The organism is Proteus hauseri, from assembly GCF_040139125.1.
GTDB classification, from domain to species: Bacteria; Pseudomonadota; Gammaproteobacteria; order Enterobacterales; family Enterobacteriaceae; genus Proteus; species Proteus hauseri_B.
Map to the genome: position 1 here is coordinate 122,232 of NZ_JBEEUB010000005.1, position 13,076 is coordinate 135,307.

At 40.7% G+C, this 13,076-nt stretch carries 8 protein-coding genes; 5 read left to right on the forward strand and 3 right to left on the reverse strand.

Going from position 1 to position 13,076, the window contains the following annotated elements:
* Position 1 precedes the first annotated feature (1 nt).
* The 3 genes from cydC to trxB all read right to left on the reverse strand — a co-directional run bounded on the left by cydC (position 2) and on the right by trxB (position 4,625).
* Positions 2-1,753, reverse strand: a complete 1,752-nt coding sequence (gene cydC / locus ABN099_RS10315; RefSeq protein WP_349463655.1) for a heme ABC transporter ATP-binding protein/permease CydC — start codon at positions 1,751-1,753, stop codon at positions 2-4.
* 2 nt (positions 1,754-1,755) lie between these two features.
* Positions 1,756-3,525, reverse strand: a complete 1,770-nt coding sequence (cydD, locus tag ABN099_RS10320; protein WP_349463656.1) for a heme ABC transporter permease/ATP-binding protein CydD — start codon at positions 3,523-3,525, stop codon at positions 1,756-1,758.
* A gap of 140 nt (positions 3,526-3,665) precedes the next feature.
* Entirely contained in the window at positions 3,666-4,625 is a 960-nt protein-coding gene (gene trxB, locus ABN099_RS10325; protein WP_349463657.1) for a thioredoxin-disulfide reductase, read from the reverse strand.
* Between the two features lie 543 nt (positions 4,626-5,168).
* Between trxB and lrp the strand changes: the two genes are divergently transcribed.
* The 5 genes from lrp to serS all read left to right on the forward strand — a co-directional run bounded on the left by lrp (position 5,169) and on the right by serS (position 12,996).
* Positions 5,169-5,663 (forward strand): leucine-responsive transcriptional regulator Lrp, encoded by a 495-nt coding sequence (lrp, locus tag ABN099_RS10330; RefSeq protein WP_004244566.1) that lies wholly within the window; start codon positions 5,169-5,171, stop codon positions 5,661-5,663.
* A 127-nt stretch (positions 5,664-5,790) separates the two neighbouring features.
* Positions 5,791-9,492: a DNA translocase FtsK 4TM domain-containing protein gene (locus ABN099_RS10335; RefSeq protein WP_349463659.1), complete on the forward strand. Its 3,702-nt coding sequence runs from the start codon at positions 5,791-5,793 to the stop codon at positions 9,490-9,492.
* A gap of 112 nt (positions 9,493-9,604) precedes the next feature.
* Positions 9,605-10,213 (forward strand): outer membrane lipoprotein chaperone LolA, encoded by a 609-nt coding sequence (gene lolA, locus ABN099_RS10340; RefSeq protein WP_349463661.1) that lies wholly within the window; start codon positions 9,605-9,607, stop codon positions 10,211-10,213.
* 7 nt (positions 10,214-10,220) lie between these two features.
* Entirely contained in the window at positions 10,221-11,570 is a 1,350-nt protein-coding gene (locus ABN099_RS10345) for a replication-associated recombination protein A (protein ID WP_349463809.1), read from the forward strand.
* A gap of 136 nt (positions 11,571-11,706) precedes the next feature.
* Positions 11,707-12,996 carry a serine--tRNA ligase gene (serS, locus tag ABN099_RS10350; protein ID WP_349463662.1) on the forward strand — a complete coding sequence of 430 codons (1,290 nt, stop codon included), beginning with the start codon at positions 11,707-11,709 and terminating at the stop codon, positions 12,994-12,996.
* Positions 12,997-13,076 lie beyond the last annotated feature (80 nt).

The following is a 13,076-nucleotide window of genomic DNA, read 5'->3' on the forward strand; positions in this document are numbered from 1 at the left end:
ATTATGCCTCGTGGGTCGATGTTAACAATGCTTGTCTTTGATGAAATTTTGCATATTGACCTTGTTGTTGTAACAAGGCGTGATGCGTACCTGTTTCAACGATTTCACCGCCATCCATAACGCAAATTCTATCCATTTTATCTAAACCATAAAGTCGATGGGTAATCATCAACACTGTTTTTTCTTTGCAATGCTGGTGAAGTAAAGCAAGGATCTGCTGTTCAGTATCAGCATCAAGCCCTTCTGTAGGCTCATCAAGCAAAACAAAAGGGGCATTATGTAATAACGCACGAGCAAGACCTAAACGGCGCTGCTCGCCACCAGAGAGCTGTCTACCGCCATCGCCCATCCATGCGTTTAAGCCTTCGTCGTTCTCAAGAAGTTGTTCAAGACCCACTTGGTGAAGTACATGAGCGAGTTCTTCATCGGTGGCATCCTCTTTTGCCATCACTAAGTTTTCTCTTAATGTATGGCTAAATACATGCACACGTTGAGGAACAACAGACATCATTGTACGCAATGTTGATTCATCGTAATCAGATAGTGGCAAGTTATTGAGTACAACTTGACCTTGAGTGCAATCAAAAGCCCGGTTTATCAATTGCAGAAGTGTTGATTTACCACAACCTGTTTTGCCTAACAGTGCAATATGTTCGCCAGCAACAATGTTTAAGTTAATATTATTGATAACTTGCATCGGCTGACCTGCATAAGTAAAGCACACATTAGTTAAAATTAGTGCTGCACTATTTTGTTTCTCACCCCCTTTTTCAGGGAAAATAACATCAGGTTTTTGATCAATCAAATGAGAAAGACGTGTTGCTGATGTCATCACTTGTCCTAAATGCTGAAAAGCAACAGTAACAGGTGCTAAAGACTCAAATGCGGCTAATGCACAAAAGGTAAATAGCGCAATTAAGGCTTCTGGCATAAAGCTGTGTTCAATACCTTCTGCAGCTAACCATAAAATAAGCGTTGCAGTCAGCCCGGATGCTAGGATCATGAAAGATTGAGATAATCCAGTCAGATTAGCTTGTTGAGCTTGTCTACGTAGCCACTTATCTTCTAGCTGCGCGAGATTTTGTCTAAACCGCGGTAATGCGCCAAAAACCGTTAACTCAGCTTGTCCTTGCAACATGCTGGTAAGCACTGTGCGATATTGACCTCGTAAATCAGTTAAATCGCGACCTATCGGTTTTCCTGCATAATAGAAAATAAAGGGTAAAATAATCAGTAAGGCAAGCATGATGCCGCCTAAGATATTTGCCAAACGTGCATCAATTAAACCAAGACCAAACATAATGGTCATGATCACAACAAAAGCAGCAATAATTGGTGAAATTACCCGAATATAGAGGTGATCTAATGTTTCGACATCAGCGACTAAGCGGTTTAACAGTTCACCTTGGCGAAAACGTGCAATACCACCTGGTGACAGCGGTAATATTTTCTTAAAGGTAAATACCCGCAAGTGAGACAGCACACGAAACGTCGCATCATGGCTTACTAAGCGCTCAAAATAGCGACCAGCGGTACGAAATATCGCAGCACCACGAACACCAGCTGCTGGCAGCATATAGTTAAAACTATAAATACCCGCAAAACCTGCGATAGACGTTCCTGCTAGAAACCAACCCGACAAGGTTAAAAGCCCAATGCTTGCCAGTAATGTTAAAATGGCAAGTACAATACCAAGTAACAACATAAACCAGTGACGGCGATAGAGCGCGAGAAAAGGAAGCAATACTCTCATGATTAAAGTTCCTCTTTACGGTGAGCAAGAAGACGAGCAAAGGCACCTTGCTGATGGCTTAGTGACTCATAAGTACCCGTTTGAATAATTTTGCCTTTTTCCATAACCCAGATTTGATCATAACTTAGCGTCTCTTCCAATAAATGGGTGATTAGCAGAGTTGTTTGGTTTAAAGAGGCGTTATTCAGTGCTTGCATCACTCGCTGTTCACTATGAGAGTCAAGGCTTGCTGCGGGTTCATCTAACAATAAAAACTGACAAGGGGATAGTAGTGCTCGGGCAACAGCAATACGTTGTGCTTGCCCAACAGAAAGACGTGCAGCATTATCACCAATTACGGTATTTAAACCATCAGGCAGTTCATTGATAAAGTCACTAACATAAGCTTTTTCTATTGCTTGATTGATTTCAGCTTCGCTAGCGTTAGGATCACTTAAGCGAATGTTATCAAGTAAGGTTTGCTCAGGTAAGTTAGGATTTTGACCAACCCAACTTAAACATTTACGCCATAAGTCGGGAGAAAGCGCTGTTAATTCAATACCATTTACTTTCAATGAACCACGATAAGGTAAAAAGCCGAGTAGGGCATTTAGCAACGAGCTTTTACCAGCCCCACTTTGTCCTACTATCGCAACGCGTTGATTTTGGTTAATAGTAAAATTTAATGGTCCTGCTAATTTTACGCCTTGATGAGATAAAATCTCGAGTTCATGAGCTGTAATTTCAATGCTTTCTGTGGCATTAATTGATGCTTTTCCTTGAAATTGTGGTGTTTCGCCATCCGATTCAAGAAATTCCACTAAAGACTCGGCTGCACCTACTGCTTGTGCTTTGGCATGGTAATAGGTTCCTAAATCTCGTAAAGGTTGGAAAAATTCAGGAGCGAGGATCAATGCCAAAAAGCCAGAAAATAGCGTTACACCTAAGCCATAACTACCAAAATTCAGCTCACCTAAGTAAGAAAAACCGAAATAAACGGCAACGACAGCAATTGATACAGCGGTAAAAAATTCCAGTACACCAGAAGAGAGAAATGCCATTCTCAATACTTCCATGGTGCGCTTACGAAAATCCTCTGTCGCTTCTGTTATCTGTTTTACTTCAGCTTCACCACGATTAAATAGGCGTAAAGTATCAAGACCTCTTAATCTGTCGAGAAAATTGCCACTTAATCTGCCTAATGCTAAAAAGTTTCGGCGGTTAGCATCTGCCGCACCTAAACCGACCAATGCCATAAACAGAGGAATCAGCGGTGCTGTGATAAATAAAATTAAGCCTGCAACCCAGTTAACCGGAAATACAGTCATTAAAATAAGAATAGGGACAATCGTAGCCAGATACATTTGTGGCAAATAGCGAGCATAGTAATCTTGCATATCCTCTATTTGCTCAAGAATGATGGTTGCCCAACTACCAGCTGGCTTACCTTTAACCCAAACAGGACCTAGTTCTTGAAGCCTATCAAGTACCATTTTACGAATTTGTTGTCTTACTGCCATGCCACAGCGATAACCCACTCGCTCGCGTACTGCCATAATGATAGCGCGTAAGAAGAAAATACCAATAAGTGTGAGAAAGGTAGGTATATGAGTATCACGGCTAAGATGATCCATGATAAATGCTTGAAGTAAAATGGCGAGTAACCATGCTTGAGCAATAATTAACAAACCACTTACTACACCTAAAAACATTGATAGCCGTAGCCATCGGCGGGCTGGAGCACTTTGCTGTTTCAGCCATCGAACCAATTCATTTTGTTTAGTTTTATCCATAAGAAAAGATTCAAATCTGCAGGTGAGATACAAAGTATCAGAAAGGCCATAAGTAAAAGTTCTTACTATTGGCAACCAGCGTAGTATGTTACATGTTAAAAGGCGCTACTGAAATAGCGCCTTGAAAGGAAGTGATGATTTTAATTGTCTTTTAGTGCGTCTAAGTAACGTTCTGCATCTAAAGCAGCCATACAACCGGTGCCAGCAGAGGTAATTGCTTGACGATAAATATGATCCATAACATCACCGGCAGCAAAAACGCCTTCAATAGAAGTTTGAGTTGCATTGCCTTGAGTACCTGATTGTACTTTAATGTAGCCGTTATCAAGTTCAAGCTGATCATTAAAAATTGCCGTATTTGGGCTATGACCGATAGCGATAAAGACACCCATAACATCTAATACTTCAGTATTATCACTTTTAGTGTCTTTTAAGCGAACTTGAGTTACGCCCATATCGTCGCCAAGCACTTCATCAAGAGTACGGTCAGTATGTAAAATGATATTGCCGTTGTTAACTTTATCCATTAAGCGATTAATTAAGATTTTTTCAGAACGGAAAGAATCACGACGATGAATAAGATGAACTTCGGCTGCGATATTTGCTAAGTAAAGCGCTTCTTCTACCGCAGTATTACCACCGCCAACAACAGCGACTTTTTGATTGCGATAGAAAAAACCATCACAAGTTGCACAAGCGGAAACACCACGACCTTTAAAGGCATCTTCTGAAGGTAAGCCTATATAACGAGCAGATGCACCTGTTGCGATGATTAAAGCATCACAAGTATATTCTTGTTCATCACCAAATAGGCGAAAAGGGCGGTTTTTCAGATCGACTTTATTAATGTGGTCAGAGATAATCTCTGTCTGGAACTTTTCAGCGTGCTGAAGCATACGATCCATTAAACCGGGTCCGGTTAACCCTTCTGGGTCGCCTGGCCAGTTTTCAACTTCCGTTGTTGTTGTGAGCTGTCCCCCTTTTTCAACACCAGTAATTAGTACAGGTTCCAAATTTGCTCTTGCGGCATAAACGGCGGCTGTATAGCCAGCAGGACCCGAACCTAAAATAATTAGTTTGCTATGTTTGATGGTGCTCATGAATACCTCATCTCTGATTAGGCTTGATGCGAATTGAGCGATTGTAGGAGAAATAAGAGGTTAAAAAAAGCCAATGAGGGGAAATAGACATAATATTTTAGCTATTTTAGCAATAGTCATTAGCAATATAGTTATTAATTATAGAGTTATATTGCGTTGACATCATCGAATTAACCTGACACTTTTTGCTTTACAATTGATGCTTATCTTGCATATATAGAGAATAACATAGCGCCTTGTTCTGATTTTTACTCATTTGCTTTGACAATCCGCTGTACATTTGCGAAAACATAATTGTAAAAGATAATTATCCTCAAGCGTTATATGCATCATTTTATAGACAGACAGGGTATGAGATAGTTATTTTACAATATTAGCTAATGAGTATTTAGATAAAACAGTTATTTTATCTGGCATTAAAAGAAAATAGATTGGTAGTTTGCTCTGACCGTTCGATACCGAAGTTTCAACATTGATTCTGATGGTGTACAGGTATGGGTATAGGAAAATAAAGTAAGAGAAAAAGAGAAAGAGAGTATAGAGATGATTGATAATAAAAAACGTCCGGGTAAAGATCTTGATAGAATAGACCGGAATATTCTAAATGAGCTTCAAAAAGATGGCCGTATTTCAAACGTTGAGTTATCTAAACGTGTAGGTTTATCACCAACACCCTGTTTAGAGCGTGTACGTCGCTTAGAACGCCAAGGATTTATTTCTGGCTATACTGCGTTGTTAAATCCTCATTACCTGGATGCATCATTACTGGTATTTGTGGAAATCACACTGAACCGTGGTGCTCCAGATGTTTTTGAACAATTCAATATGGCTGTTCAAAAATTAGAAGAAATCCAAGAATGTCATTTAGTCTCTGGTGATTTTGACTATCTGTTGAAAACTCGTGTGCCTGATATGTCCGCTTATCGTAAATTACTGGGTGAAACCCTGTTACGTCTTCCAGGTGTCAATGACACTCGTACCTATGTGGTTATGGAAGAAGTTAAACAGAGTAACCGCCTAGTTATTAAAACTCGTTAAGCCAACTAATAGGTTGGTGCAAAATAGGAAAAATTTAGGTACACTCCTGTTTATGCATACAGTTTCAACGCTGGGGTTTCTCAGCGTTGTTCCGTTTTAACCCTAAGCTAAACCTGGAGAGCCCTCTTTGAGCCAGGAATATACAGAAGATAAAAATATTCGTTTGACCAAGATAAGCAACCGCCGTCGTATTTGGGAAGCTATTCTCATCTTGATTGGCATTGGCGCTATCTTTTTAATGGTTTCTTTATTTAGTTTTAACCCCTCTGATCCGAGTTGGTCACAAACCACTTGGAATGAACCTATTCAAAATTTAGGTGGCAATATTGGAGCGTGGTTAGCTGATATTCTATTTTCTGCCTTTGGCTTACTCGCCTATGCTATTCCTGTTGTGGTGGTCTTAGGTTGTTGGAACTCTTTGCGTTATCAACAAGACCGCGAATATACTGATTTCTTTTCCCTTTCATTACGCACAATTGGCGCTTTGGCGCTGATACTGACCTCTTGTGCATTAGCTGATCTTAACTTTGATGATATTTACAATTTCAGTTCAGGCGGTGTTATTGGGAGTCTATTTAGTAAAGCCCTATTACCATGGTTTAATTTATTAGGTGCAACACTGGCACTATTATCTGTTTGGGCAATTGGTTTTACCTTATTTACAGGGTGGTCATGGTTGACCATTACTGAAAAAATTGGTGCTGTCATTTTAGGTAGTGTTGGTTTTATTACCAACCGAGGTCAAAATGAAGCTGAATACGATGAAGATGAAACACCAGATAATCCTGATGACTTTATCGAAGATTTGGCAAAAGAAGATGAACAACAGATACCTATAACTGAAGATAGTGATGATATTCTATTTTCTACACCATCAGCACTTGAACTTGCTCGTCAGCAAGATCTTAATGCTTTACAAGAAGAGACTGAGAAAACACTCGATTTACCTTCATTCTCAGCAACAAATGAAAGTACAGAATTAGCTTCAGAACCAGAAATCCAATCTAGTGCAAATGTTGCAACACCATTAAACGCAAATAATATTCAACCATCTGTTTATTCTCAACAAAATATCGAACAATTAAATGAAGAGCCTGAACATTATCGTTTTGATATACCTGCGGCATTTTTAAAAACAGAGATACCAACCGAAACGGTTGATACACCCACTCTAACACAAGAAGTAATGCCTTCTTTTTCACCATTTTCTGAAGATAAATCAACAACATCAACGCAACGATCACCAGAAAATGCATTTAATGCAGAGAGAACAGAACCGACCTTCACATTGTCGTCTGAAAACGAAAGTGCTTCTTTTGCACAAACTGCATCAACAACAGCGGGCATTGCTGCGGGTACTGCGTTAGCACATGCCGCTCAAGTCAAACAAGGCTTAGGACCAGAGCTACCTAGACCTAACCCTGTGCGTTTACCTACACGTCGTGAATTATATGGCATTCATATTCCTTCTCTGCGAGAAGCGGAATTAAAACGCCGAGAAGAAGCTATTCAGCCTGAGTCTGAAAATGAGCTTGAAGATATTCAAGAACAAGCTAATTTTGAACAAGAACTGCGTCAGCAATTTCTTGAGCAGCAACGTGAGCGCTATGGCGAAGATGATACGCAATCGCATCATGAACCAGATGTAACATCTTCCGTTTTGCCTGATTATCAACAGAATAATCACAATGATTTTGAACCAACCATCACGGAAAATACATTTTCACCAACGGATGATAGCGATAATGAAGTTGATGAAGAAGAGCGGTTACTTGCAGAGCAATTTAAGCAACAATTACAGGCTCGTTATGGTGATGATGTTTCATTTGAAGACGACGATGAAATGGTGCCACAAATATCTACAGTGGCAGCAGCTGTTGCACCAATAGCGCAACCAACACCAACAGGTTATCAACCTCATATTGAACACTCTTTTGCATCAAAAATAGCGCCTACAGCAGTAGAAACAAATGATTTTGTAAAAAAAATGGATTACCCAACCAGTAATGCATTTTTACAAATCTCACCACGCGATGATGAAGAAGAATATTACAGTCCAACAATTGAGTTAAAAGAGAATCTTTCAGCATTAGAGGCATTTTCACCTATTGATGATTTGTTAGATGAAGAGCCAGCTGAGCCAGTGTTTATTCCCATTGTGACTGAACCTGTAGCACAAAACAGTGCCCCTCAAACACGTATTGAGCCTCAATCTAATATGGCTCAACATTTTGCACAGCAACAGCAACAGCAACAGCAACAGCAACAGCAACAGCAACAGCAACAGCAACAGCAGTCTCTTATTCATCCACTGCTGATGCGAAATGATTTGCCACTGCCAAAATCAACTACGCCAATGCCTTCATTGGATCTACTGACAACCCCCCCAGTCGAAGACGAGCCTGTTGATATGTTTGAACTAGAACGTATCGCAAGACTTATCGAAGCGCGGCTTAACGATTATCGTGTTAAAGCCAAAGTTGTTGGTATTTCTCCAGGACCGGTTATTACCCGTTTTGAACTTGAGTTAGCACCAGGTGTAAAAGCGGCGAGGATCTCAAATCTTTCTCGAGACTTGGCGCGCTCACTCTCTGCTGTTGCAGTCCGTATTGTTGAGGTTATTCCCGGAAAACCTTATGTTGGATTGGAATTACCAAATAAAAAACGCCAAACCGTTTATATGCGTGAATTGCTTGATAGCGATAAATTTCGTGATACAAGTTCGCCACTAACCGTTGTGTTAGGTAAAGATATTGGCGGGCAACCCGTGGTTGCTAATTTAGCCAAAATGCCTCACTTACTGGTTGCTGGTACAACAGGTTCAGGTAAATCAGTGGGTGTGAATTCAATGATTATTAGCATTCTTTATAAAGCGAAACCAGAAGATGTACGCTTTATAATGATTGACCCTAAAATGCTTGAGCTTTCGGTGTATGAAGGTATTCCTCATCTTTTAACTGAAGTTGTTACTGATATGAAAGATGCTGCAAGTGCCTTACGTTGGAGTGTGGCTGAAATGGAGCGTCGTTATAAATTGATGTCAAGATTAGGGGTACGTAATCTGGCAGGTTATAACGAAAAAATTAAAGAAGCCGAAGCAATGGGACGCCCAATTCCTGATCCATTCTGGAAACCGACGGATAGCATGGAAACAACAATGCCGATGCTCGACAAAGAGCCTTATATTGTCGTTGTTGTTGATGAGTTTGCTGATTTAATGATGACAGCAGGTAAAAAAGTAGAAGAACTCATCGCTCGCTTAGCACAAAAAGCGCGTGCTGCAGGTATTCATTTGGTGTTAGCAACGCAGCGTCCATCTGTTGATATTATTACTGGGTTAATTAAAGCTAACATTCCAAGCCGTATTGCGTTCACTGTATCGAGTAAAATCGACTCACGGACTATTTTAGACCAAGCTGGTGCCGAATCATTATTAGGTATGGGGGATATGCTTTATGCCCCTAATGGCGCAGTTCCTGTCCGTGTACATGGTGCTTTTGTCAGTGATGATGAAGTGCATGCTGTCGCTACAGACTGGAAAGCGCGAGGCCGCCCCCAATATATTGAAGCTATCACTAAATGTGGTGAAGACGGTGAAAGCAGCGGTGGATTTGATGATGGTGAAGAACTTGATCCACTGTTTGACCAAGCGGTTGCCTTTGTTGTTGATAAACAACGTGTATCTATTTCTGGGGTTCAGCGCCAATTTAGAATAGGTTATAACCGCGCAGCAAGAATTGTTGAGCAAATGGAAAATCAAAATATCGTTAGCTCACCGGGACACAATGGTAGTAGAGAAGTACTGGCACCACCATCTTCAGATATGTAATATCTTGAAAACACAGTTATCAGCTAATTAATTAGCATGGTAATCTGCTATATCACTAATAAATCATGCGCCGACATAATGTCGGCGTTGTCTCATGCCGAGGGCTTGTAGAATGAAAAAAGTATTACTATCAGTTTGTGCAATCACGTTATTTGCTAGCCAAGCTGCTTGGGCTGATGCTCGCCAAGATTTACAACAACGCCTTAATAAAGTGAATAGTTTTCAAGCTAATTTTAGTCAAACAGTAACAAGTAACGAAGGTGCAATGATCCAAAAAGGTGAAGGTAGCTTAAAAGTACAGCGTCCTGATCTGTTTAATTGGCAAATGACGGCACCAGATGAAAGTACATTGATTTCTGATGGTAAAACACTTTGGTTTTATAACCCTTTTGTGGAACAAGTAACGGCAACTTGGCTTGAAAGTGCAACAACGAATACCCCATTTATGTTAATTGCGCGTAATGACAGCAAAGAGTGGCAGCACTATGAGGTAAAACAGAGTGGTGATCGTTTTGAGTTAACACCTAAAACAGAAAATAACTTAAAGCATTTCACTATTACAGTATTACCTAATGGTCAAATACAGCAATTTGCAGCCACGGAACAAGATGGTCAAGTAAGTAACTATCAACTAACTGCACAAACCGTTGCACCTATCGATGCATCAGCCTTTCGCTTTACGCCACCAGCGGGTGTAACTGTGGATGACCAACGTCAGTGAGGATGTTTTGAGTAATTTATCGCTCGATTTTTCACACAATGAATTCCAGCCTCTAGCCGCAAGAATGCGACCAGAAACGCTGGAGCAATATATCGGTCAGACTCATTTACTTGCCGAAGGAAAACCACTTCCTCGAGCTATTAAAGCGGGTCAATTGCATTCGATGATCTTATGGGGACCACCAGGAACCGGTAAAACAACACTGGCGGAAATTATAGGACGTTATGCGCAAGCTGACATTGAGCGACTTTCTGCTGTGACGTCGGGCATTAAAGAGATAAGAGAATCTATCGAAATCGCTCGGCAAAATAGAAATGCTGGGCGTAGAACCATTTTATTTGTTGATGAAGTCCATCGTTTTAATAAAAGTCAGCAGGATGCTTTTCTTCCTCATATTGAAGATGGCACTATTACTTTTATTGGCGCTACGACAGAAAATCCCTCATTTGAACTTAACTCAGCACTTCTTTCTAGAGCACGTGTTTATCTATTAAGATCGCTAACAGAAGCAGATATTGAGCAGGTATTACAGCAAGCATTAGATGATACAGCACGTGGTTTAGGTGGTAGAAATATTATTCTACCTAATGATACACGTAGAATGATTGCTGAATTAGTAAATGGGGATGCCAGACGCTCACTTAATCTGCTTGAAATGATGGCGGATATGGCTGAAATGGACAGCCAAGGAAAGCGTACCTTAACGCCTGAACTACTTAAAGAGATTAGCGGCGAACGAAGTGCTCGTTTTGATAATAAAGGTGACAGGTTTTACGATCTGATTTCAGCTTTACATAAATCAGTACGAGGCTCTGCACCCGATGCCGCACTCTATTGGTATGCCAGAATTATTACTGCTGGCGGTGATCCTCTTTATGTTGCTCGTCGATTGCTTGCCATCGCTTCAGAAGATGTGGGTAATGCAGATCCACGAGCAATGCAAGTTGCTATTGCTGCGTGGGATTGCTTTACTCGCGTAGGTCCAGCTGAAGGCGAGCGTGCAATAGCACAAGCTATTGTCTACTTGGCATGTGCACCAAAAAGCAACGCTGTATATACGGCTTATAAAGCTGCATTAGCAGATGCTAAAAATCGACCTGATTACGATGTTCCAGCTCATTTACGTAATGCCCCAACTAAATTAATGAAAGAAATGGGGCTGGGTGCAGAATATCGTTATGCTCACGATGAACCTAATGCTTATGCTGCAGGAGAGGTCTATTTTCCTGAAGAAATGGCGAGTACTCAGTATTATTACCCGGCAAAAAGAGGGCTAGAGATCAAGGTTGCTGAGAAATTAGACTGGCTTACTCAACAAGATCAAAATAGTGCGACAAAACGCTATCGTAAATTGTAAAGATGCGGTAAGGTTGTTTAAATATCATTAATTTCTTAACTATGCCTTTTCTTTTATGTGTTTTTCACATAATTAGTGTTCTCACGTAAAAAATAGAAAAGGTTTTTATTAATCTATCGATAAGCACAGGATAAGCATGCTCGATCCAAATCTACTGCGTAATGAGCTAGACGCGGTCGCCGAAAAACTGGCTCGCAGGGGGTTCACCCTCGATGTGGAAAAAATCCGTCAACAAGAAGAACGCCGTAAGGTGTTACAGGTTGAAACCGAATCCCTGCAAGCAGAACGTAATTCCCGATCGAAGTCCATTGGTGCTGCCAAAGCGCGTGGTGAAGATATTGAGCCACTTCGTCAGGAAGTTAATCTGCTAGGTGAAAAACTTGAAGCTGCGAAAGCAGAACTTGACGTTCTTCAAGCTGAAATTCGTGATTATGCATTAACTATCCCGAATATGCCTGATGACGCTGTACCAAACGGCAAAGACGATAGTGAAAACGTTGAAGTTTCTCGTTGGGGAACACCTAAAACTTATGATTTTGAATTAAAAGATCATGTAACCCTAGGTGAGCTTGCTGATGGTCTAGATTTCGCTTCAGCAGTTAAAATTACTGGTTCTCGCTTTGTTGTTATGAAAGGTCAAATTGCGCGTTTGCATCGTGCTATTGCTCAGTTCATGCTAAATCTTCATACTGAAGAACATGGTTACCAAGAGATGTATGTTCCTTATCTGGTAAACCACGCAACACTGTATGGTACTGGTCAATTACCTAAATTCAGTGGTGATCTCTTCCATACTAAACCTCTGGAAGAAGAGTCTGAAAGTCAGTACGCACTGATCCCAACAGCAGAAGTACCAGTAACAAATATGGTAAGAGACGTCATTCTTGAAGAAGATGACTTACCACTGCGAATGACAGCACATACACCTTGCTTCCGTTCTGAAGCTGGCTCTTATGGACGTGACACTCGTGGTCTTATCCGTATGCACCAATTTGATAAAGTTGAACTGGTTCAAATCGTTCATCCTGAAAAATCAATGGAAGCATTAGAAGAGTTAACGGGTCATGCTGAAAAAGTACTGCAGTTACTGAATCTACCTTATCGTAAAGTTGTACTTTGTACGGGTGATATCGGTTTTGGTGCACGTAAAACGTATGACTTAGAAGTTTGGGTTCCAGCTCAAAATACTTATCGTGAAATCTCCTCATGCTCTAACTGCTGGGATTTCCAATCACGTCGCATGCAAGCTCGTTTCCGTGCCAAAGGCGATAAGAAAATTCAGCTAGTCCACACGCTAAATGGTTCTGGATTAGCAGTAGGTCGTACTCTTGTTGCTATAATGGAAAACTATCAAATGGCTGATGGCCGTATTGAAATTCCAGCGGCGTTACGTCCTTATATGAACGGTTTAGAATATATCGGTTAATTATTATCTAATTAATTGAGTATTAATAATTTAACCCCCTGCTTAGGCAGGGGGTTTTTTGTCTAAATGGCCTAAAGGTG

What these genes read in the sequence shown, in the direction of transcription:
- lolA (WP_349463661.1), top strand. Translation starts at nt 9,605, where the DNA reads ATGAAAAAAGTATTACTATCAGTTTGTGCAATCACGTTATTTGCTAGC.
- lrp (WP_004244566.1), top strand. Translation starts at nt 5,169, where the DNA reads ATGATTGATAATAAAAAACGTCCGGGTAAAGATCTTGATAGAATAGAC.
- cydD (WP_349463656.1), bottom strand. Translation starts at nt 3,525, where the DNA reads ATGGATAAAACTAAACAAAATGAATTGGTTCGATGGCTGAAACAGCAA.
- trxB (WP_349463657.1), bottom strand. Translation starts at nt 4,625, where the DNA reads ATGAGCACCATCAAACATAGCAAACTAATTATTTTAGGTTCGGGTCCT.
- serS (WP_349463662.1), top strand. Translation starts at nt 11,707, where the DNA reads ATGCTCGATCCAAATCTACTGCGTAATGAGCTAGACGCGGTCGCCGAA.
- cydC (WP_349463655.1), bottom strand. Translation starts at nt 1,753, where the DNA reads ATGAGAGTATTGCTTCCTTTTCTCGCGCTCTATCGCCGTCACTGGTTT.